Here is a 21,183-nt window from a genome sequence, read left to right on the forward strand (position 1 = left end):
ATGAAGGAGAGGACGATGGCGGACGCAGATCTCGAACGCAAGTCGTGGGACCAGCCGGAAGACGCAAGCTTCGGCGACTGGATGGAAGGGCGCGTCGCGCGCTACGCGACGCGGCGCTACGACTGGGACGCGCTGAAGTTCCAGGCCGACTACGACCCGAAGTACCGCCGTGCGCAGATGCGCTATGTCGGCACGGGCGGCACGGGCGTCGCGAAGGACGTCAACACGGTGCCGGCCGGCAACTTCACGTTTTCGACGATGGTCATCCCGGCCGGCAACATCGGCCCGAGCCACATCCACACCGACGTCGAGGAAATCTTCTTCGTGCTGCGCGGCAAGATGAAGGTGATCTGCGAGCGCGACGGCGAGACCTGGGAAGCGATCCTCGGCGAGCGCGACCTGATCTCGGTGCCGCCGGGCGTGTATCGCACGGAAATCAACATCGGCGAGGAAGACGCGCTGATGTGCGTGATGCTCGGTTCGGCGAAGCCCATCACGCCGACTTATCCGCCGGATTCGCCGCTCGCGAAGATCAAGCGCTGAGACGGGGCGGAGCCAAGCAATGAGTGTCATCGACAAACGTGAACGCGACCGCACCGCGGCATTCGCCGCGCTGCTCGGGCAGTTTCCCGAACAGCGCTGCGCGGCCGGCGCGGCGGGCACGATCGGTTACCGTGAGGCTGGCGCAGGCGAGGCCGGCGCGCAGCATGCGGGCCACGCGCTGCCCGTCGTGCTGCTGCACGGGATCGGCTCGGGCGCCGCATCGTGGGTGTGCCAGCTCGACACGCTCGGCGCGTCGCGACGCGTGCTCGCGTGGGATGCGCCCGGCTACGGCGTGTCGACCCCCGTGCACGGCGCGTCGCCGACCGCCGCCGATTACGCGGCGTCGCTGAACGCGTGGCTCGAGGCACTCGGCATCGAACGCTGCGTGCTGGTCGGGCATTCGCTCGGCGCGATCATCGCGGGTGGCTTGTGCCGCCTGATGCCCGCGCGGATCGCCGGCCTGCTGCTGATCTCGCCTGCGGGCGGCTACGGCCGCGCGCCCGTCGAAACGCGCGACACGCGCCGCGACGCGCGCCTCGCGATGCTTGACGAACTCGGTCCGGCCGGGCTCGCCGAGCAGCGCAGCGGCAACATGCTGTCGGGTTTCGCGAGCGAGGATGCGCGTGCGTGGGTGCGCTGGAACATGGCGCGCATCGTGCCGGCCGGCTATGCGCAGGCCACGCATCTGCTCGCGAACGCCGATCTCGCGACCGATCTCGCCGGCTTTCGCGGCCGCGCGGCCGTGGCCGTCGGCGCGAACGACGCGATCACGCCGCCCGCCGCGTGCGAGCGGATCGCCGCGGCCGCGCAGGTCGAGCTGCAGGTAATTCCGCAGGCTGGCCATGCCGGCTACGTGGAAGCGCCGGCCGTCTATTCATCGCTGATCGACACGTTCTGTCGTCAGTGCGACACGCAGCGAGGCATGGCATGAGCGAACCGCTGCAACAACCAGAATCCGACAGCACCAAGGCCGACGCCGGCTATGTGGTGCCGGGCCTCGAACGCGGCCTGCGGATCCTCGCCGAATTCTCGCCGCGCGAGCCGGTGCTCGGCGCGCCGGAGCTGTCCAAGCGCCTCGGCATTCCGCGCACGACGGTGTTCCGTCTGCTGCAGACGCTCGAATCGCTCGGCTTTCTCGAGCGTGCGGACAAGGATCGCAACTACAAGCTCGGCATCGCTGTGCTGCGGCTCGGCTTCGAATACCTGAGCTCGCTGGAGTTGACCGATCTCGGCCTGCCGGTGATCGAGAGCCTGCGCGACGCGACCGGCTTCACGACGCACATCGTGATCCGCGACGGCCGCGACGTGGTGTTCGTCGCGAAGGCGCAGTGCCAGTCGCCGGTGTTCAGCGCGATTCGCGTGAACGTCGGCACGCGGCTGCCCGCGCATGCGACGACGCACGGCCACGTGCTGATGGGCGACCTGTCGCTGAAGGAGCTGCGTGCGCTGTATCCGGAAGGCACGCTGAGCCGGATGACGAGCGCGACGCCGGAAACGGTCGATGCGCTTTACGAAGTGATCCGCGAGGATGCGCTGCGCGGCTACGGCGTGAGCAATTCGTCGTTCGAGCGCGGTATCTCGGTGGTCACGGCGCCGGTGCGCAACGACACGCAGAAGATCGTCGCGTGCATCACGGTGACGGTGCCGCGGCCGGAGATCGACGAGGCGCTGATCGCCGACGGCCTGTTCGACAAGGTGCAGCGCGCGGCGGCGGAACTGTCGCGGCGGCTCAACTACCGCTCGGATGACGAGCACACGTTTCTGAAGGCTTTAGGACTCCGATGATTGAGATCGATCTGACCGGGCAGGTGGCGGTGGTGACGGGCGGTTCGTCCGGCATCGGACTCGCGACTGCCGAACGGTTCCTGCGGGCCGGCGCGTCGGTCGCGATTTGCGGCCGCGACGGCGAACGCCTCGCGCGCGCCGAAGCGATGCTCGGCGGGAAATACCCGGGCGCGCAATTGCTCGCCGTGCGTTGCAACGTGCTCGACGAAGCCGACGTGGCCGCGTTCGCGCAGGCCGTGTCCGAGCGCTTCGGCCGCGCCGACATGCTGGTCAACAACGCGGGCCAGGGGCGCGTGTCGACCTTCGCCGACACGACCGACGACGCGTGGCGCGAAGAGCTCGAACTGAAGTACTTCAGCATCATCCGCCCGACGCGCGCGTTCCTGCCGCTGCTGCGCGACGCGCAGGCGCCGACGATCACCTGCGTGAACTCGCTGCTCGCGCTGCAGCCGGAGCCGCACATGGTCGCGACGTCCTCGGCGCGTGCGGGCGTGCTGAGCCTCGTGAAGTCGCTCGCGACCGAGCTGGCGCCGCAGCGCATCCGCGTGAACTCGATCCTGATCGGCATCGTCGAGTCGGGCCAGTGGCGCCGCCGCTACGAAGCGCAGGCACACGCCGGCGAAAGCTGGGAAGACTGGACGGGCGCGCTCGCCCGCAACAAGAACATTCCGCTGAACCGCTTCGGCAAGCCCGACGAGGCAGCCTGGGCACTTTTTTATCTCGCAACGCATCTGTCGTCGTACACGACGGGCAGCCATATCGACGTTTCTGGAGGCTTTGCACGCCATGTCTAAAAAAACCACGGTTGGCGAGCTGATTGCCGCCTTTCTCGAGCAGTGCGACGTCAAAACCGCATTCGGTGTCATCTCGATCCACAACATGCCGATCCTCGACGCGATCAACTCGCGCGGCAACATCCGGTATGTCGGCGCGCGCGGTGAAGCGGGCGCGGTGAACATGGCCGACGGCCTGGCCCGCGTGTCGGGCGGCCTCGGCGTCGCGTTCACGAGCACCGGCACGGCGGCGGGCAACGCGGCCGGCGCGATGGTCGAGGCACTGACGGCAGGCACCGCGCTGCTGCACATCACGGGGCAGATCGAGACGCCGTACCTCGACCGGGACCTGGCCTACATCCACGAAGCGCCGGACCAGCTGACGATGCTCGATGCGATCTCGAAGGCCGCGTTCCGCGTGCGTACCGTCGAAACCGTGCTGCCGACGATCCGCGAAGCGGTGCGTATCGCGCAGACCGCGCCGACGGGCCCGGTGTCGGTCGAGATTCCGATCGACATCCAGGCCGCCGAAATCGAATGGCCGGAAGACCTCGCGCCGGCGCACGTCGCGGTGCGCGAGCACGACGATGCACGCGTCGCGAAGCTCGCCGACGCGCTGGCGGCCAAGCGCCGTCCGCTGCTGTGGCTGGGCGGCGGTGCGCGCCATGCGCGGGCGGAAGTCGAACGCCTGGTGAAGCTCGGCTTCGGCGTCGTGACGAGCGTGCAGGGCCGCGGCGTGCTGCCGGAAGATCACCCGGCGACGCTCGGCGCGTTCAACGTGCATGCGTCCGTCGAGGCGTTCTACAAGACTTGCGACGCGCTCGTCGTGGTCGGCTCGCGCCTGCGCGGCAACGAGACGCTGAAGTACAAGCTCGCGCTGCCGCAGCCGCTGTTCCGCGTCGACGCCGATGCGCTCGCCGACAACCGCGGCTATCGCAACGAGCTGTTCGTGCATGGCGATTCGAAGCGCGTGCTGGCCGAGCTGGCCGATCGCCTCGAAGGCCGGCTGTCCGTCGATCCGCAGTTCGCGCTCGATCTCGCGGCGGCGCGCGAGCAGGCCGTCGCCAGCGTGGCGGAAGGCCTTGGGCCCTACAAGAAGCTCGTCGACACGCTGCAAGGGGCGGTCGGCCGCGACTACAACTGGGTGCGCGACGTGACGATCTCGAACAGCACGTGGGGCAACCGCCTGCTGAAGATCTTCGAGCCGCGCGCGGGCGTGCATGCGCTGGGCGGCGGCATCGGCCAGGGCATCCAGATGGGCATCGGCGCGGCGCTGGCCGGCTCGGCTGCGAAGACGGTCTGCCTGGTCGGCGACGGCGGCCTGATGGTCAACGTCGGCGAGCTCGTGACGGCCGTGCAGGAAAACGCGAACGTGATGATCGTGCTGATGAACGACCAGTGCTACGGCGTGATCCGCAACATCCAGGATGCGCAGTACGGCGGCCGCCGCTGCTTCGTGCAGCTGCACCAGCCCGATTTCGCGCAGTTCTGCGCGAGCTTCGGCCTCACGCACTACCGGATCACGTCGCTCGACCAGGCCGAAGCGATCGTGCGCGAAGGGATCGCGAAGGAAGGCCCGGTGATGGTCGAGGTCGACATGCTGTCGGTCGGCGCGTTCGCATCGAACTTCGCGGGCCCGCCGGTGAAGAAGGAAGAGCCGTCGGAGCGGCAATATGCGTAACGGACACGCACACGGGCATGCGCCCGTCGACGTCGCGATGATCGGCTTCGGCGCGATCGGTGCGGCCGTGTATCACGCGGTCGAGCACGATGCGTCGTTGCGCGTCGCGCACGTGATCGTGCCGGAGCACCAGCGCGACGCGGTGCAGCGTGAGCTCGGCGGTGCGGTGGAAGTCGTGTCGTCGGTCCACGCGCTGGCCCGCCGTCCCGAGTTCGCGCTCGAATGCGCGGGTCACAGCGCGCTCGTCGATCACGTCGTGCCGCTGCTGAAGGCCGGCACCGACTGCGCGGTCGCGTCGATCGGCGCGTTGTCCGATCTCGCGCTGCTCGACGTGCTGTCGCAGGCCGCCGACGAAGGCGACGCGACGCTGACGCTGCTGTCCGGCGCGATCGGCGGGATCGATGCGCTGGCGTCGGCGAGGCAGGGCGGCCTCGACGAGGTGCTGTACGTCGGCCGCAAGCCGCCGCTCGGCTGGCTCGGCACACCCGCCGAGGAATTGTGCGACCTGCGTGCGATGACCGAGGAGAAGGTGATTTTCGAAGGCACCGCACGCGACGCCGCGCGGCTGTATCCGAAGAACGCGAACGTCGCGGCAACCGTCGCGCTCGCGGGCCTCGGCCTCGACGCGACGCGCGTGCGCCTGATCGCCGATCCGGCCGTCACGCGCAACGTGCACCGCATCACCGCACGCGGCGCATTCGGCGAGATGTCGCTCGAAATGAGCGGCAAACCGTTGCCCGACAACCCGAAGACGTCCGCGTTGACCGCGTACTGCGCGATCCGCGCGCTGCGCAACCGCGCGGCCCGCTGCGTGATCTGAGCGGACGACGCGGCCATTCCGGCCATCCGGGCCATTGAACGGCCGCCTGCGCCACGGTGCGGGCGGCGGGCAGAGACAGATTTGTGGGACTTGTGACATGACTCCATTCGATACGAGCCTCGTACCCAACGGCGACATCCTGATCGGCGGCGAGTGGCGGCGCGGCCGCGGCGCGCCTTACACGAGCATCTATCCGGCCGACCAGTCGCCGAACATGGAAGTATCGACGGCGAACGCGGACGACGCGGCCGACGCCGTCGTGGCCGCCGACGCGGCCTGGCGTCGCGCCGACTGGGCCGGACTCAAGCCGCACCAGCGCGCGCTGGTGCTGTACCGGATCGCCGAGCTGATCATGCAGCGTCACGAGGCGCTCGCGAACCTGCAGCGCCGCGACAACGGCAAGCCGATCGGCGAGACGCGCGTGCTGGTCGCGAGCGCGGCCAACACGTTCCGCTATTTCGCGGCATGCCTCGAGACGCTCGACGAGGAACTGACGCCGTCACGCGGCGACTACCTGACGATGAGCGTGCACGAGCCGATCGGCGTGATCGCGGCGATCACGCCGTGGAACTCGCCGATCGCGTCCGACGCGCAGAAGCTGGCCCCGGCGCTCGCCGGCGGCAACGCGGTGGTGCTCAAGCCGGCCGAAGTCACGCCGCTCGTGTCGCTCGCGCTGGCCCGCATCTGCGAGGAAGCCGGCGTGCCGAAGGGCGTGCTGAGCGTGCTGCCGGGCAAAGGCTCGGTGATCGGCGACGTGCTGGTCCGTCATCCGCTCGTGAAGAAGGTGTCGTTTACCGGCGGCACCGAAGTGGGCCGCGGCATCGCGCGCATCGCGGCGGAAAAGCTGATGCCCGTATCGCTCGAACTCGGCGGCAAGTCGCCGACGATCGTGTGCGACGACGCGGATCTCGATCACGCGGTCAACGGCGTGCTGTACGGCATCTTCAGCTCGTCGGGCGAGGCGTGCATCGCGGGTTCGCGGCTGTTCGTGCAGCGCGCGGTGTACGACGAATTCATGCGGCGGCTGGTCGCCGGCGCACGCAAGCTGCGCGTGGGCGACCCGACGCGGCCCGACACGCAGATGGGCCCGCTGATCAGCGCGAAGCATCGCGAATCGGTGGAGCGCTATGTTGCACTCGGTCTGGAAGAAGGCGGGCGCCTGCTGTGCGGCGGCGAGCGGCCGTCGGGCGACGGGCGCGAGCGCGGCTTCTTCTATCAGCCGACGATTCTCGAAGGCTTGCCGAACAGCGCACGCATCTGCCAGGAAGAAATCTTCGGGCCGGTGCTCGTCGCGATGCCGTTCGACGACGAAGCGTCGCTGATCGCGCAGGCGAACGACAGCGTGTTCGGCCTCGCCGCCGGCATCTGGACACGCGACTACAAGCGCGCGTGGCGCATCGCGCGCGCGCTCGAGACGGGCACCGTGTGGATCAACACGTACAAGCTGTTTTCGATCTCCACGCCGTTCTCGGGCTGGAAGGAGAGCGGGATGGGCCGCGAGAAGGGGCGTCTCGGGATCCGCGAGTACATGCAGCAGAAGAGCCTCTACTGGGGCTTGAACGACGCGCCGCTGCCGTGGGCGAACTGAGCGAAGGGGAATGACGCAATGAGCATCTTGGGTATCGAGCAGATCACGTACGGTGTCGACGACCTCGCGACGTGCCGGCGCTTTTTCGCCGACTGGGGGTTGAAGGAAGTCGCGCACGACGACACGCGCGCACGTTTCGAGACGATGAACGGCTGCACCGTGCTGGTCGTGAAGGCCGACGATCCGTCGCTGCCGCCCGCGTTCGAAGCCGGCCCGACGCTGCGTGAAGTCACGTGGGGCGTCGCGACGCGGCAGGAACTCGACGCGCTGCGCACGAAGCTGGCCGGCCAGCCCGGCTATTACGCACAGGACGATGCGGTGGGCTGCATCGATCCGAACGGGATGGCGATCCGCATCGAGGTGACGCGCAAGCGCGCGCTCGACATCACCGGCTCGCCGTCGAACGTGTGGGGCCAGACGGCGCGCGTCGATCAGCCGAGCCCGATCTATGCGCGCGCCGAGCCGGTCGAGGTCGGGCACGTCGTGTTCTTCACGAACTGCCTCGACGCGCAGGAAACGTTCTATCACGACCTGCTCGGCTTCGAGACGTCGGACCGCTATCCGGGCCGCGGCGCGTTCATGCGCTGCGCACCGCACGGCGGTCACCACGACCTGTTCCTGCTTGCGCTGCCGAATGGCAAGCGCGGCCTGAACCACGTCGCGTTCGCCGTGCGCGACATCCACGAAGTGTTCGGCGGCGGCATGCACATCGACCGTTGCGGCTGGGAAACGCAGCTCGGCCCGGGGCGTCACCCGGTGTCGTCCGCGTACTTCTGGTACTTCCAGAATCCGGCCGGCGCGCTGATCGAGTACTACGCGGATGAAGACGTGCTGACACCGGAATGGCAGCCGCGCGAGTTCGAACCGGGCCCGACCGTGTTCGCCGAATGGGCTGTCGACGGCGGCCTCGACGGCAACACGCGCCGGCAGAAGAACGCGAAGGCGCCGGAAGGCAAGTTCATGACGGAGCGCAAATCGTGACCGAAGCGAACACACAGGAGCAGCCCGCGCCACGCACGGTCGTCGTGATCGGCGGCGGCCAGGCCGCCGGCTGGGTGCTGAAGACGCTGCGCGCGGAAGGGTTCGCGGGCCGCCTCGTGATGATCGCCGACGAGCCGCACCTGCCGTACGAGCGTCCGCCGCTGTCGAAGGCCGTGCTGGCCGGCGAAGCCGACATCGAGACCGTGCGCGTCGTGCGCCCGGACGAATTCGACACGCTGAACGTCGAGGCATGGCAGCCGGAACGCGCGGCGTCGATCGACCGTGCGCGCCGCGTGGTGAAGACCGAAAGCGGCCGCGAGATCGAATACGACCGCCTCGTGATCGCGACCGGCGGCACGTCGCGCCGCTTGCCCGATGCGCTCGTCAACACGTCGAACCTGCACTACCTGCGCACGCTCGACGAGGCGGCCGCGCTCGGCGAGAAGCTGCGTGCGAGCCGGCGCGTGCTCGTGATCGGCGGCGGCTGGATCGGCCTCGAGGTCGCGGCGACCGCGCGCAAGCTCGGTGTCGAGGCCGTCGTCGTCGAAGGCGCGCCGCGTCTGTGCGGGCGTTCGGTGCCGCCGATCGTGTCCGACTTCCTGCTCGACCTGCATCGTTCGAACGGTGTCGACGTGCGCCTCGGCGCGGCGCTCGCGTCGCTCGACGCGCAGCCGGACGACGCATCGAAGGTGCGCGCGACGCTTGCCGACGGCACGACGATCGACGCCGATTTCGCGGTGGCCGGCATCGGCCTCGCGCTGAATGCGTCGCTGGCGAGCGACGCGGGGCTGGCGCTCGACGACGGCATCGTCGTCGACGAATTCGGCGCGACCAGCGACCCGGCGATCTTCGCGTGCGGCGACGTCGCGAATCATCACAACGGCTGGCTGAAGCGGCGCGTGCGGCTCGAATCGTGGGCGAACGCGCAGAACCAGGCGATCGCGGCCGCGAAGGCCGTGCTCGGCGTGCGTGCGCCGTACGCGGAAATTCCGTGGTTCTGGTCCGATCAGTACGACGTGAACCTGCAGATCCTCGGTGATCTGCCGGCCGATGCGCAGCTCGTCGTGCGCGGCGATCTCGCCGCGCGCCGCGCGACGCTGTTTTTCTTGGGCGATGGGCATGTGAGAGGTGTCATCGCCATCAACAACGCACGCGAGCTGAAGCTCGCACGCAAGTGGATGAACCAGGGCCGGGCAGTGGATACGGAAGCCCTGGCGGACACGACCAAAGCGCTTGCCTGACCGGCGAACGATCCAGGAGACTCCCCGCATGAGCACTTTCGACAACGTCGTGGCCGGCAGGGCCACGATGGAAGCTGCCGCCTCCACGCCCGGCGCGATCATCGCGCGGCTCGAGCGGCTTCCGGCCAACGCGATGCAGATCCGCGCGCGCGTGCTGATCGGCACCGCGACGTTCTTCGACGGCTTCGACGTGATCACGATCGCGGCGACGCTGCCGCTGCTGATTCACAAGTGGGGGCTGTCGCCGACGCAGATCGGCATGCTGATCGCGTCCGGCGCGATCGGCCAGCTGATCGGCGCGTTCCTGTTTCCCGCGCTCGCGGAGAAGCATGGCCGCGTGAAGGCCATCGCGTGGAGTTCCGCCGTGATCGGCGTCACCAGCATCGCGTGCGGCTTCGCGCCGACGTTCGAGATCTTCGTGCTGCTGCGGATCCTGCAGGGGCTCGGGCTGGGCGGCGAGCTGCCGGTCGCCGCGACCTACATCAACGAGATCACGCGTGCGCACGGCCGCGGCCGCTTCGTGCTGCTGTACGAGATCGTGTTTCCGATCGGCCTGCTGGTGTCGATGGCGCTCGGCGCGTGGCTCGTGCCGCGGTTCGGCTGGGAAATCATGTACTTCGTCGGCGGGCTGCCGCTGATCCTCGCGCTGGTGCTCACGCGCCTCGTGCCGGAATCGCCGCGCTGGCTCGCATCGCGCGGGCGCCTCGCGGAAGCGGGGCGTGCGGTCGGCGTGTTCGAAGCGTCGGTGCGCGGCGAGCTGCCGCCGGCGACTCAGGCGGCCGCGTTCGACGAGATGGTGCGCCAGCACCCGAAGCGCCGGATGAGCGACCTGTTCAGCGCCGCGTATCGCAAGCGCACGCTCGCGGTGGCGACGCTGTGGGCGACCTGCGGGTTCATCCAGTACGGATTGTCGACGTGGCTGCCGACGATCTACAAGAACTTCTATCATGCGCCGCTGCAGCTCGCGCTGAACCTCGCGGTGATCGGCTCGGTGATGGGCGTGCTCGGTTCGCTCGCGTCGGCGCTGCTCGTCGACAAGCTCGGCCGCAAGCCGGTGATCGTCTGGTCGTTCGTGCTGTGCGCGCTGTCGCTGGCGCTGGCGGGTGTCTACCACGCGTCGTCGGTGTATGTCGTCGCGACCTTCTGCTCGCTGTCGCTGGGGCTGATGGCATCGGGCTTCATCACGGCCTACGTCTATACGCCGGAGCAGTATCCGACGAGCATTCGCGCGTCCGGCTGCGGGCTCGGCAGCGCATGGCTGAAGATCGCATCGTTCGCGGCGCCGATGATCGTGCCGCACGCAATCATCGGCGGCAACCTCGCGCCGGCGTTCTACCTGATCGGCATCGTGCCTCTGATTGCGGCGCTGACCGTCCACTTCGTCGGGATCGAGACGAAGGGCAAGGTGCTGGAGGCACTGGAGGCATAAGCGCGGCGGCCCGATACGGCTGCAACCGCTGATACGGAAAGCCCGGACGATGTCCGGGCTTTTTTCGTTTTCGGAGCGACACCGGCAGCGGTGCGAACGAATGCCGCATCGACGTCGCTTCCCGGTGCACTAGAGTCGAACGGTAGCGAATGAACCGATACCGGGACGACCACGCATCATGGCCAAGAAATTTCCGCTGCATCCCCTGCATCCGGAGCGGATCTGCTGGGGATGCGACAACTATTGCCCGACGCAGGCGATGCGATGCGGCAACGGCTCCAGCCGGACCCAGCACCCGAGCGAGCTGCTCGGCGACGACTGGTATCGATACGGCGACTGGGGCATCGCATGCGCGGATGCCGACGACGCAGGCGCACCGTCCGCACCGTCGCCTGAAGCCGGCGGGCAATCCTAGCGACAAGTTGCCTCACCGGCCGGCATTCCGTTTGTTGATCTGCATCACGGTCGCGAAGCGCGTGCCGAAACATCATGAAAAAGATGCATCAGAGAAGCATCTTGAAGCGGGCGAGCGGCCCGGCGACCGGAACACGCGTCCGGCCGCCCTTCGCACCGACCCGCGCCCCCATGATCGACAAAGGAGAACACCGTGTTTTGCTATCAATGCGAACAGACCGACCGGACCGGCGCGCGGCCGGGCTGTGCATCGGCGAAAGGCAATTGCGGCAAGGATTCGACGACGGCCGACCTGCAGGACCTGCTGGTTCATGCGGTGAAGGGCATTGCGCAGTACGGCGCGATCGCGCGCACGATGGGCGTGCCCGACCGCGAAGCCGAGCGCTTCGTGCTGTACGCGATGTTCACCACGCTGACCAACGTGAACTTCCATGCGGTGCGCTTCGTCGCGCTGCTGCGTGAAGCCGCGCAGACGCGCGATCGCGTGAAGGCCGCCTGCGAAGCGCACGCACGCGCCGCGGGCACGGCGGTGCCGGTGCTGCACGGGCCGGCCGAGTGGCAGCCGGCGGACGATCTGGCGGGCTTGCTGAAGCAGGCTGCGAGCGTCGGCATCGACGCGGGCCTCGACACGGTGGGCGCGGATATCGTCGGGCTGCGCGCGCTGGTGCTGTACGGCCTGAAGGGCGTGTGCGCGTATGCGCATCATGCGCAGGTGCTCGGCTACGAGCGCGACGACATCTACGAAGGCGTCGACGCGGCGCTCGCGTTCCTCGCGGGCAATCCAGCCGACGTCGACGCACTGCTCGCGCACGCGCTCGATCTCGGCCGGCTGAACCTGACGGTGATGGAACTGCTCGACAACGCGAACACCGGCCGCTTCGGCGTGCAACAGCCGAGCGCCGTGCGCGTGTCGCCGGTGGCGGGCAAGGCGATCCTCGTGTCGGGCCACGATCTCGGCGATCTGCACGCGCTGCTCGAACAGACGGCGGGCACCGGCATCCAGGTCTACACGCACGGAGAAATGCTGCCGGCTCACGCGTATCCGTCGCTCAAGGCTTTCCCGCATCTGGCCGGCAACTACGGCGGCGCGTGGCAGGACCAGCAGAGCGACTTCGCGCGTTTCCCCGGGCCGATCCTGATGACGTCCAACTGCATCATCGAGCCGCTGCCGCAATACCGGCAGCGCATCTTCACGACGGGGCCGGTCGGCTGGCCGGGCGTGCGCCATCTCGAACATCACGATTTCCCGACGCTGATCCGTGCCGCCCAGGCGCTGCCGGGCTTTCAGGCCACGGCGCCGGAGCAGACCATCACCGTCGGGTTCGGCCGGCATGCGGTGCTGGGCGTCGCCGACAAGGTGATCGACGCGGTGAAGGCCGGACAGATCCGCCACTTCTTCCTGATCGGCGGCTGCGACGGCGCGGCGCCGGGGCGCAATTACTACACCGAGTTCGCGGAGCAGGCGCCCGACGATACGGTCGTGATGACGCTCGGCTGCAACAAGTACCGGTTCAACCGGCACGCGTTCGGCGATATCGGCGGCATTCCGCGCCTGCTCGACATCGGGCAGTGCAACGACAGCTATTCGGCGATCCGCATCGCGACCGCGCTCGCCGATGCATTCGAATGCGGCGTGAACGACCTGCCGCTGTCGCTCGTCATCTCGTGGTTCGAACAGAAGGCAGCGGCCGTGCTGCTGACGCTGCTCGCGCTCGGCATCCGCAATATCCGGCTCGGGCCGACGCTGCCCGCGTTCGTCACGCCGGGCGTGCTCGCGGTGCTGGTCGATCAGTTCGGAATCCAGCCGATCGGCGACGCCGGCGCCGACCTCGCCGCGGCGCTCGCGCGCCGGGCGGCATGAGCAGGATCGTTCGATGAGCTACCGGATCGAGATCACGACGCGCGACGGCGCGCCGTTCGGCTTCGACTGCGAGCCCGGCCAGGATCTGCTCGCGGCGGCGGCGCAAGCCGACATCACGCTGCCGTCGCAATGCCGGCGCGGGAGCTGCGGCGCATGCCAGGCGACCGTCGTCGACGGCCCGTACGCGATGCAGTCGCACAGCGCCGACGCGTTGCCGGCCGGCCAGCCCGGCGCGGTATTGCTGTGCCGAACGACGCCGCTCGGCGATCTGCGGGTTGCGGCGCCGTACGACCGCGCCAAGGTGCTGCTGCAGCCGGTGCCCGTGCGCACGGCGCGGATCGCCGCGCTCGACGCGATTGAGCGCGACACGATGCGCGTCGAGCTGCAGATCGAGCCGGACGACGCGTTCGGCGTGGCCGCGGAGTTCGAAGCCGGCCAGTTCGCGGAACTGGAGGTGCCGGGCAGCGGCCTGCGCCGGCCCTATTCGCTCGCGAACACGAGCAACTGGGATGGCCGGCTGGAGTTCCTGATCCGGCTGCGGCCGGGCGGCTGGTTCTCGACCTATCTGCGCGAACGCGCGCGGCCCGGCGATCGGCTGACCGTGCGTGTGCCGATGGGCGGGTTCGGCCTGTTCGCCGACAGCCTGCGGCCGCGCTGGTTCGTTGCGGGCGGCACGGGGCTCGCGCCGATCCTGTCGATGCTGCGGCGCATGGCCGAGTATCAGGAGACGGGCGACGCGCGGCTGTTCTTCGGCGTCAATGAGGAAAACGAACTGTTCATGCTCGATGAACTGGCGCGCTTGCGGGCCGAGCTGCCGCAGTTGGTGGTCGATGTGTGCGTCTGGCGGCCCGGCGTGGAATGGACCGGGCTGCGCGGCACGCCGGTCGACGCGTTGCGCGCGGCGCTGGCGCACGCGCCGTTGCTGCCGGACGTCTATGTCTGCGGGCCGCCGCCGCTTGTCGAGGGTGCGCGGCAAGTCGCGATCGCCGCCGGCGTGCCGGACGCGCAGTTCGCGAGCGAGCGGTTCACCGTGTAACGCGAGCGCCGCGCGCTGCGGCAACGGCGTTCCATCCGGCAGGCGGCGACTTGCCGGATTGCCTGGTCGAACGTACGCTTTGTCGACACCCACGCCCATCAGCAGGTGATCGACCATGCAAGCCCATCCTCTGCGTCTTTCCCCCGGCGACGATCTGCGCGCCGCCATCGAGCACGCGTTGCGCGGGCTTCGCGCACACGCGGCATTCGTGATCCAGGGCATCGGCAGCCTGAACGTCGCGCAGTTGCGCTATGCCGGCGTCGACTCACCGACCGAACTGCGCGGCGACCTCGAAATCCTGACGCTGGCCGGGTCGGTCTCGCCGGACGGCGCGCACCTGCACATGTCGGTTTCCGACGCGCAAGGCCGCGTATCGGGCGGGCACGTCGCGAGCGGCTGCGTGGTGCGTACGACCGCCGAGATACTGCTCGTGCTGTTGCCCGCGCATCGTTTCTCGCGTGAACCCGACGCGGGCACCGGTTTCAACGAGCTGGTGATTCGCCCCGACACCGGCTGATCGCGCGGAACCTTCGCAGCGCATGACGGCTGCGGCGATTCAGCGGACCGCCTTGCCGAGCACGTGGCGCCGGCAATGCTCGAGATACGCTTGTTCATGCGCGGCCATCAGTTCGATGATGCTTTTCCACAGCCATGAAGGCGCATCGAGGGTCTTCGGACGCTGGCGCCGCAGCTCGGCGCGCCACGCGCGTTGCGTCGCGTCGTCCATCTGGGCGGCATGCGCGCGGCCGATCACCAGCGCAAGGTAGCGGGCGACGTTCACCGCGTCGGCTTCCGACAGCCGTTCCGCTTCCAGTTTCAGATCCTGCGGCATCAATTCGCGCATGACGACGGCGCGCCCGTCGAGGCGCGCCGCGCACATCCGGCTGCCCAGCATCGGCGACACGTGCCGCGCGCCTTCGAGCACCCGTTGTGCCGCATCGCCCGGCATGCGTACCCCGGGGTATTTCGGCGCCTTGGCGGCCGTGGCTTCCTTGATGTCGATCAGGTAGGGCGGATGTCCGTCGGAACATGCGTCGTCGATATCGAGCATCACCGCGTAGCGGCGTCGGCCCAGCGAGCTGCAACCCTTCACCCAGAACGCGGCGTCGAGCACCTTCATGCCGGCGTCGCAGCGCGCCGTGCGGCTGAGCGCAGCGCCGATCGTGGAAACCGGCGCGGTTTCGAACAGGGTGAGGATGGCGCCGCGCTCCCGTTCCGACAGCGGCCAGAAGCGTTTGCCCAACGGGATGTGCGGCGCGGTGTTCCGGATCGTCTGCCGGTCGAGTTTGCGCCACGAGCGATGCAGCGCCGCCTTCATCGCGATCTGCACCTCGTGAGGGCGTTGCATGTGGCTGAGTTCGTCGCGGCGCCGGCTGTCGAACGCCTGCTCGTATCCGTCGACCAGCGCCTCGATCATCCGCCACGTGATGATGCCGGGCAGATCGGAGCTGCGCGCCGCGGTGGCGAGCGACAACCCCAGACGCAGCACATCGTGGACCGGATTGCCGATCACGCTCTGGTCGAGATCGCGAATCTGCACGGCGACTTCACCCGTCTTCGACGCGACGGGCCCCAGATTGCCGAGATGGCAATCGCCGCCGATCCATATCGCGGGACCGTCGGGCACGGTGCCGGATCGATGGTCCGCCAGCCATGCGTAAAAGCGCTCGGCGCTGCCGCGCGTATAGGTATGGATCGAGCGCGCCATCTTGCGGCTGCGCAGGCTGGCGAGAATGGGCGCGCGCTGGTCGCAGGCCGGCAGCTTTGCCGATCCGGCGGTTTTCTTGGCCACGATGCGTCCTCCTTCCATCCGCGGCATGCGTTCCCGGTGCGCGTGCACCGCGCGATGCCGGTTTATTCCGGCGAGGCGAAGCGCCGACAGGGCGGCGCGGCGATGCGATTCAATCCGGCACGAGCACGCCCATCGCCGCGATCACCATCGCGGACGTCGCGAGCCAGCCGCCCCATGCCAGCACGCCCCTGACGGCGAATTCGCCCATGATGCGTCTGCTTCCTGCCATCAGCATCATCACGAACATGATCGGCACCGCCGTCACGCCGTTGATGACCGCACTCCAGTAAAGCGCCCGGATCGGGTCGAAATGCATGAACGTGATCGCGACGCCGCCAATGGTCGCCAATGCGATCACGCCGTAGAACTCGGGCGCGACACCCAGCCGCAACGCGAGGCTGTTGCGCCAGCGGAAGGTGCCCGCGGCCGCATACGCGGCGGATCCCGCGAGAACCGGCAGCGCCAGCAGGCCGGTGCCGATGATCCCGAGCGCGAACAGCACGTACGCGAAGTGCCCGGCGACGGGCTCGAGTGCCCGTGCGGCATCCGCCGACGTCTTCACGTCGATGTGATGCATGTGGAGCGTCGCCGCGGCAGTGAGCGTGATGAAGAACGCGATGATGTTCGACACGCCCATGCCGACCCAGGTGTCGACGCTGATCCGGCGCAACTGCGCGGGCGCCTGGTGAGGCATGATTCGCAGCGGTCGCTGGTTCGGCGCCGCCCGCAATTCCTCGACTTCCTGCGACGCCTGCCAGAAAAACAGATAAGGGCTGATCGTGGTGCCGAGCACGGCGATGACCGTCGTCAGGTACGCGGCGTTCAACTGGATATGCGGCAGCACGATCGCACGGCCGACCTCGTGCCACGGGACGGGCACGATCAGCGCGACCGCGACATAGGCGAGCAGGGTCAGCGCGGTCCATTTGAGCAGGCGGGCGTAGCGGTCGTACGGCACGAAAATCTGCAGCACGACCGACACGCCGCCCAGGCAGACGACATAGAGCTCTTGCGGGCCGTGCAGCAGCAACTTGACCGCCGCGCCCATCGCCGACAGGTCGGCTGCGATGTTGATCACGTTCGCGATGGTCAGCAGCGCGACGGTCGAATAGAGCAGCCACGGCGGATAGTGCGTGCGCATGTTCGACGCAAGGCCCTTGCCGGTCACGCGGCCGATGCGCGCGCTGATCAGCTGGATGGCCGTCATCAGCGGATAGGTCAGCAGCAGCGACCAGAGCAGTTCGAAGCCGAACTGCGCACCCGCCTGCGAATAGGTACCGATGCCGGAAGGATCGTCGTCGGCGGCGCCGGTGACGAGCCCCGGCCCGAGGCGGCGGAGCCACGTGGTCGCGCGAGGGCGCGGTTGTTGTGCGGAATCGATGGACTCGTTGTCGTTCATGTCGGCGGCCCGTTAGGAAGGCCAACGGAGTCGCAAGCGGCATGCCCGGGCGCGATTGGCGGGGCGATGGGCTTCGGTTGCGGAGTCGAGCGCAGCGGAAAGCCGCTGCGGGCGGCGCGCGGGGAGGTGAGGACAGGGGAAGGTTGGACGGCCGGCGCCCCGGGGAATCAAGCCGCTCCAAATCGGGACATCGACGGGCGTTGGCCGGCGCTTTTTGCCGCGGCCGCTATGGCATGGACTTGCGTGGAGTGGCCCGCAGGGCGCTCATCGATTCGTCGCGCGCGGGGTTGACGGCGTATTGCGGCCTAACGGCAGGTCAGGGCCGGTCCCACGGAGCACTAAGCGCCGCGGCCGCTATGGCAAGGACTTGCTTGAAGTGGCGCGCAGACCGCTCATCGATTCGTCGAGCGCGGGATTGACGGCGTATTGCCGGCTACCGGCAGCTCAGGGCCGGCGGCGCCGAGCACAAAGGATGGAAAGCGCCGGTCGCGACCGCTCCCGGCCATGCGGCGCGACACGGACGCAGCCGGCACGGCGGCGCCCGTTCGACCTCAACGCGCGGCCATCGCGGCATCCTGATGGCCGCGTCCGGTCACGAGGCAGCCGGACATGAATGCTTCGCTCTGGCTGCTGGCTGCCGCGTTGCCGAAGCCGCGGCTGAGTGCGTCGTATTTCACCTGCTCGGCGCCTTGCGAGCACGCGGTCGGACTGGCGTCGCGGCCTTGCGCATGCAGCAGCGCCCGATCGCCGATCAGGTAGGCCAGCAGCGCGAAAAAAGCGATGTGTACCACTCGTCTCATGATTCGTCTCCTCGTCGCTCAAGCGTAACGCGGACACGTTGTGCGAAGCATTGGGGCTTCCCCGGGTAATCGTCTGCTGAAATGCCCATGGGCCGACGTAATGACGTCCCTTTTTGCCCATCGTGGCGGGGAAAGGAGTGGCAGGCGGCCGGACCGGCGCGCAATCGATGCGAGTTTGACGAATGTCAGGATGCGGGCAGGGCGAGTCGGTCGCGCGACCGGTCGCAGCGATAGCATGAATGCATGTTCTGGCGGAACGCGATGCGCGGCAAAGCGATGGGCGCGGCGGTTCCGAATGCAGCAGGTACGTGTTGAACATCGCTATCGAAATAGTGAGGAATCCAAATGCTTAACGTCTCTTCGGTCCTGATCAGCATGGCGCCGTTGTGGGTCATTCTGCTGGGCGCGTCTTCCGCGGCGGCCTATCTCGTGTTCTGGCGCAAGGCGATCAAGTAAGCCGGTCGATGCCGCGCGACGGCGCACGCGTGCGCGTCGCAGTATCGTTACATGGCACACCACGGCTTTGCGCCGTGCTGCGCATCCTTGCATCGACGCGAATGAAACGACCCGCCTGAGCGGGTCCATGGCGACGTCGTCATGCCGGTGCGCGTCGAGCTTGACGGCGCGGGGCCGCACGACGCGACGGCGACACGACGGCGACGGGGCGGCGATCAGCCGCTTATCGTACCGCCGTCACCGGCACATTCGAAATCCGCACGAGCCGGCTCATCACGCTGCGGCGGAACATCGACAGCATCGTATGAACCGGATCGAGCCGCGGCGCGACGACGACGATTTCGTCGCAGCCCATCTCGGCCGCGACGGCCGCGATCGTGTCGGCCACCGGCCCGACCTTCTTCACGACGCTGTACCGGACTCCGGCTTCCCGCAGCACCCGCTCGGCCATTGCCAGATCCTCGCACGCGAACTTGTCTTCGATCGAGCGCAGCCGCGACAGCGGGTGAAACGCCTCGAGCCGCGTCGCTTCGAGCGGCGCCTGTACGTTGATCAGCACGATCTCGGACGCGCAGCGTTCGCGATACAGGAAGGTCGCATGGCGGACCGCCTGCAGCGAACGGGGCGAATGACCGACAGGAACCAGCAGCTTGAGCATGGACGATGCTCCGAAGTCGAGATGTTTCCAGCGTAGCGCGCCGCCGGATCGCTCGATCTAAAGAAATCGGGCGGCCACGTAAAAATGCCGTCAACGCCGGCCGTCGCGTTGTGTTGCGCCTATTAGAAATATAAGAAATTTAAGTTTATGCGCATAAACGTTTTCATCGGCCGGTCGGCGAACCCTGTCCTGCCGCCGTGCGGCATGCCGATTTAGTCGGATCCTCAATGAATCGCGGCGGAAAATATCGAAGGTCAGCCAGCGGGCGTCGCGTAGAGTAGGGCATCGGTCGCGGCGCGGCCTCTCCTGCCCATTCCAGGCCCATTGCCGGCCGCTCGGGACGGAGTGCGGCCCACCATGCGGCTCGCCATTCCCTTCCAGTTCAAGGAGACCTCGCATGCCGCACGGCGCCCCGCAGCTTCTCGCTCCCGCTTCCATCACCGTCGACCCGATCGTGCGCCTGTCGGCCGGCGAGCTCGCATCGGCGATTCGCCGCAAGGCGGTCTCCTGCGTCGAGACGATGCGTGCGTATCTCGATCACATCGAGCGCGTGAACGGTGCGGTGAACGCGCTGGTCTCGCTGCGCGATCGCGCGACGCTGCTCGCGGAAGCCGCGGAAAAGGACGCGGCGCTCGCCCGCGGCGAATATCACGGCTGGCTGCACGGGATGCCGCAGGCGCCGAAGGATCTCGCGATGACGAAAGGGTTGCGGACGACCTACGGCTCGCCGATCTTCCGCGATAACGTGCCGCAGGCCGACTCGGTCGGCGTCGGGCGGATGCGCGCGGCGGGCGCGATCTTCATCGGCAAGACGAACACGCCGGAGTTCGGTCTCGGCTCGCACACGTTCAACGAAGTCCACGGCGCGACGCGCAATCCGTACGACCTGACGAAGAGCGCGGGCGGCAGCAGCGGCGGCACGGCGGCGGCGCTCGCCGCGCGCATGCTGCCGGTGGCGGACGGCAGCGACTTCGGCGGCTCGCTGCGCAATCCGGCCGCGTTCTGCAACATCTACGGCTTGCGTCCGTCGCAGGGCCGCGTGCCGCGCTGGCCGGCCGTCGACGTGTTCATGCAGCAGCTCGGCATCGAAGGGCCGATGGGCCGCACGGTCGGCGACGTCGCGCACCTGCTGTCGATCCAGGCCGGCTACGACCCGAACGATCCGCTGTCGCTCGCGGACGATCCCGCGGTGTTCACGAAGTCGCTCGACAAGGACCTGCGCGGCGAGCGCATCGCATGGGTCGGCGACTGGAACGGTTATCTCGCGACCGAGCCGGGCGTGCTCGCGCAGTGCGAAAAGGGGCTCGCGACGCTGCGCGAGATCGGCTGCGACGTCGATGCGGCGCTGCCGGCGTTCGCGCCCGAGCGGATCTGGCGCCTCTGGCTCACGCATCGGCATCTGCTGTCCGGCGGCGGGCTGCTCGCGCACTATCGCGACCCGGCACGGCGTGCGCTGCTCAAGCCCGAGGCGATCTACGAGGTCGAAGGGCTGCTCGCGATGCAGGGCGCCGACGTGTTCGACGCGAGCATCGAGCGCACCGCGTGGCATCAGGCCGTGCTGAGCTTCTTCGATCGCTACGACTTCATCGCGGCGCCGACCGCGCAGGTGTTCCCGTTCGACGTCGAGCAGCGCTGGCCGAAGGAAATCGCGGGCCGCGCGATGGATACCTACCACCGCTGGATGGAAACGGTGGTGCCGTGGACGCTGGCCGGCTGCCCGGTGATCAGCGTGCCGGTCGGATTCAACGACGCGGGGCTGCCGATGGGGATGCAGCTGATCGGCCGGCCGCGCGCGGATCTCGCGGTGCTGCAGCTCGCGCGCGGCTACGAACAGGCGGCCGACTGGGTCGGCCGGCGGCTGCCGGCCTGGATGGCTGCTTGATGCACGTGGCGGCTTCGATCCCGGGCGCCCGCGACCAGCAATAT

19 protein-coding genes are annotated in these 21,183 nt (G+C 68.3%); 15 read left to right on the forward strand and 4 right to left on the reverse strand.

Going from position 1 to position 21,183, the window contains the following annotated elements:
• The first annotated feature begins 15 nt into the window (after positions 1-15).
• From FFI87_RS21755 to FFI87_RS21820, 14 genes are all read left to right on the forward strand, one after another.
• Positions 16-543 (forward strand): cupin domain-containing protein, encoded by a 528-nt coding sequence (locus FFI87_RS21755; RefSeq protein WP_012366322.1) that lies wholly within the window; start codon positions 16-18, stop codon positions 541-543.
• A gap of 19 nt (positions 544-562) precedes the next feature.
• Positions 563-1,474 carry an alpha/beta fold hydrolase gene (locus FFI87_RS21760; RefSeq protein WP_138849071.1) on the forward strand — a complete coding sequence of 304 codons (912 nt, stop codon included), beginning with the start codon at positions 563-565 and terminating at the stop codon, positions 1,472-1,474.
• On the forward strand, positions 1,471-2,328 hold the full coding sequence (locus tag FFI87_RS21765) for an IclR family transcriptional regulator (protein ID WP_126225639.1): 858 nt from the start codon (positions 1,471-1,473) through the stop codon (positions 2,326-2,328). The genes FFI87_RS21760 and FFI87_RS21765 overlap by 4 nt, the downstream gene beginning before the upstream one ends.
• On the forward strand, positions 2,325-3,122 hold the full coding sequence (locus FFI87_RS21770; protein ID WP_138849069.1) for an SDR family oxidoreductase: 798 nt from the start codon (positions 2,325-2,327) through the stop codon (positions 3,120-3,122). Before FFI87_RS21765 ends, FFI87_RS21770 begins: the two co-directional genes overlap by 4 nt.
• Entirely contained in the window at positions 3,115-4,782 is a 1,668-nt protein-coding gene (locus FFI87_RS21775; protein ID WP_138849067.1) for a thiamine pyrophosphate-binding protein, read from the forward strand. Before FFI87_RS21770 ends, FFI87_RS21775 begins: the two co-directional genes overlap by 8 nt.
• The gene (locus FFI87_RS21780) at positions 4,775-5,602 is read left to right on the forward strand and encodes an aspartate dehydrogenase (protein WP_138849065.1); all 828 of its coding nucleotides are present in this window, start codon (positions 4,775-4,777) and stop codon (positions 5,600-5,602) included. The genes FFI87_RS21775 and FFI87_RS21780 overlap by 8 nt, the downstream gene beginning before the upstream one ends.
• Positions 5,603-5,699: 97 nt before the next feature.
• Positions 5,700-7,190: an aldehyde dehydrogenase gene (locus tag FFI87_RS21785; protein ID WP_138849063.1), complete on the forward strand. Its 1,491-nt coding sequence runs from the start codon at positions 5,700-5,702 to the stop codon at positions 7,188-7,190.
• Between the two features lie 18 nt (positions 7,191-7,208).
• Positions 7,209-8,171, forward strand: coding sequence for a VOC family protein (locus tag FFI87_RS21790; protein WP_138849062.1), 963 nt, complete (start codon positions 7,209-7,211; stop codon positions 8,169-8,171).
• Positions 8,168-9,412: an NAD(P)/FAD-dependent oxidoreductase gene (locus tag FFI87_RS21795; protein ID WP_138849060.1), complete on the forward strand. Its 1,245-nt coding sequence runs from the start codon at positions 8,168-8,170 to the stop codon at positions 9,410-9,412. Before FFI87_RS21790 ends, FFI87_RS21795 begins: the two co-directional genes overlap by 4 nt.
• A gap of 28 nt (positions 9,413-9,440) precedes the next feature.
• Complete coding sequence (locus FFI87_RS21800) at positions 9,441-10,841, forward strand: MFS transporter (RefSeq protein WP_012366314.1); 1,401 nt, start codon at positions 9,441-9,443, stop codon at positions 10,839-10,841.
• 178 nt (positions 10,842-11,019) lie between these two features.
• Positions 11,020-11,256, forward strand: coding sequence for a DUF3079 domain-containing protein (locus FFI87_RS21805; protein WP_138849058.1), 237 nt, complete (start codon positions 11,020-11,022; stop codon positions 11,254-11,256).
• A gap of 192 nt (positions 11,257-11,448) precedes the next feature.
• A complete protein-coding gene (hcp, locus tag FFI87_RS21810) occupies positions 11,449-13,116 on the forward strand; it encodes a hydroxylamine reductase (RefSeq protein ID WP_138849056.1) in 1,668 nt (555 codons plus the stop codon).
• Positions 13,117-13,129: 13 nt separating this feature from the next.
• Complete coding sequence (locus FFI87_RS21815) at positions 13,130-14,152, forward strand: 2Fe-2S iron-sulfur cluster-binding protein (protein WP_138849054.1); 1,023 nt, start codon at positions 13,130-13,132, stop codon at positions 14,150-14,152.
• Between the two features lie 115 nt (positions 14,153-14,267).
• The gene (locus FFI87_RS21820; protein WP_138849053.1) at positions 14,268-14,669 is read left to right on the forward strand and encodes a PPC domain-containing DNA-binding protein; all 402 of its coding nucleotides are present in this window, start codon (positions 14,268-14,270) and stop codon (positions 14,667-14,669) included.
• A gap of 39 nt (positions 14,670-14,708) precedes the next feature.
• Here the strand turns inward: FFI87_RS21820 and FFI87_RS21825 are convergent, their stop codons facing one another.
• The 4 genes from FFI87_RS21825 to FFI87_RS21845 all read right to left on the reverse strand — a co-directional run bounded on the left by FFI87_RS21825 (position 14,709) and on the right by FFI87_RS21845 (position 19,257).
• The gene (locus FFI87_RS21825) at positions 14,709-15,971 is read right to left on the reverse strand and encodes a DUF2252 family protein (RefSeq protein ID WP_138849051.1); all 1,263 of its coding nucleotides are present in this window, start codon (positions 15,969-15,971) and stop codon (positions 14,709-14,711) included.
• A gap of 82 nt (positions 15,972-16,053) precedes the next feature.
• The gene (locus FFI87_RS21830; RefSeq protein WP_138849049.1) at positions 16,054-17,343 is read right to left on the reverse strand and encodes an NRAMP family divalent metal transporter; all 1,290 of its coding nucleotides are present in this window, start codon (positions 17,341-17,343) and stop codon (positions 16,054-16,056) included.
• Between the two features lie 551 nt (positions 17,344-17,894).
• On the reverse strand, positions 17,895-18,143 hold the full coding sequence (locus FFI87_RS21835) for an adhesin (protein ID WP_138849047.1): 249 nt from the start codon (positions 18,141-18,143) through the stop codon (positions 17,895-17,897).
• Between the two features lie 679 nt (positions 18,144-18,822).
• The gene (locus FFI87_RS21845) at positions 18,823-19,257 is read right to left on the reverse strand and encodes a universal stress protein (RefSeq protein ID WP_012366306.1); all 435 of its coding nucleotides are present in this window, start codon (positions 19,255-19,257) and stop codon (positions 18,823-18,825) included.
• A gap of 397 nt (positions 19,258-19,654) precedes the next feature.
• Here FFI87_RS21845 and FFI87_RS21850 point away from each other — a divergent pair, with 397 nt between their 5' ends.
• Entirely contained in the window at positions 19,655-21,139 is a 1,485-nt protein-coding gene (locus FFI87_RS21850) for an amidase (protein ID WP_138849045.1), read from the forward strand.
• The last annotated feature ends 44 nt before the right edge of the window (positions 21,140-21,183 follow it).

It is taken from the genome of Burkholderia sp. KBS0801 (genome assembly GCF_005937855.2).
Classification (GTDB): Bacteria; Pseudomonadota; Gammaproteobacteria; order Burkholderiales; family Burkholderiaceae; genus Burkholderia; species Burkholderia ambifaria.

Excerpts from the sequence above, each read along its gene's own strand:
- FFI87_RS21755 (WP_012366322.1), top strand. The coding sequence starts at position 16 with ATGGCGGACGCAGATCTCGAACGCAAGTCGTGGGACCAGCCGGAAGAC.
- FFI87_RS21760 (WP_138849071.1), top strand. The coding sequence starts at position 563 with ATGAGTGTCATCGACAAACGTGAACGCGACCGCACCGCGGCATTCGCC.
- FFI87_RS21765 (WP_126225639.1), top strand. The coding sequence starts at position 1,471 with ATGAGCGAACCGCTGCAACAACCAGAATCCGACAGCACCAAGGCCGAC.
- FFI87_RS21770 (WP_138849069.1), top strand. The coding sequence starts at position 2,325 with ATGATTGAGATCGATCTGACCGGGCAGGTGGCGGTGGTGACGGGCGGT.
- FFI87_RS21775 (WP_138849067.1), top strand. The coding sequence starts at position 3,115 with ATGTCTAAAAAAACCACGGTTGGCGAGCTGATTGCCGCCTTTCTCGAG.
- FFI87_RS21780 (WP_138849065.1), top strand. The coding sequence starts at position 4,775 with ATGCGTAACGGACACGCACACGGGCATGCGCCCGTCGACGTCGCGATG.
- FFI87_RS21785 (WP_138849063.1), top strand. The coding sequence starts at position 5,700 with ATGACTCCATTCGATACGAGCCTCGTACCCAACGGCGACATCCTGATC.
- FFI87_RS21790 (WP_138849062.1), top strand. The coding sequence starts at position 7,209 with ATGAGCATCTTGGGTATCGAGCAGATCACGTACGGTGTCGACGACCTC.
- FFI87_RS21800 (WP_012366314.1), top strand. The coding sequence starts at position 9,441 with ATGAGCACTTTCGACAACGTCGTGGCCGGCAGGGCCACGATGGAAGCT.
- FFI87_RS21805 (WP_138849058.1), top strand. The coding sequence starts at position 11,020 with ATGGCCAAGAAATTTCCGCTGCATCCCCTGCATCCGGAGCGGATCTGC.
- FFI87_RS21815 (WP_138849054.1), top strand. The coding sequence starts at position 13,130 with ATGAGCTACCGGATCGAGATCACGACGCGCGACGGCGCGCCGTTCGGC.
- FFI87_RS21820 (WP_138849053.1), top strand. The coding sequence starts at position 14,268 with ATGCAAGCCCATCCTCTGCGTCTTTCCCCCGGCGACGATCTGCGCGCC.
- FFI87_RS21825 (WP_138849051.1), bottom strand. The coding sequence starts at position 15,971 with ATGCCGCGGATGGAAGGAGGACGCATCGTGGCCAAGAAAACCGCCGGA.
- FFI87_RS21830 (WP_138849049.1), bottom strand. The coding sequence starts at position 17,343 with ATGAACGACAACGAGTCCATCGATTCCGCACAACAACCGCGCCCTCGC.
- FFI87_RS21835 (WP_138849047.1), bottom strand. The coding sequence starts at position 18,143 with ATGAGACGAGTGGTACACATCGCTTTTTTCGCGCTGCTGGCCTACCTG.
- FFI87_RS21845 (WP_012366306.1), bottom strand. The coding sequence starts at position 19,257 with ATGCTCAAGCTGCTGGTTCCTGTCGGTCATTCGCCCCGTTCGCTGCAG.
- FFI87_RS21850 (WP_138849045.1), top strand. The coding sequence starts at position 19,655 with ATGCCGCACGGCGCCCCGCAGCTTCTCGCTCCCGCTTCCATCACCGTC.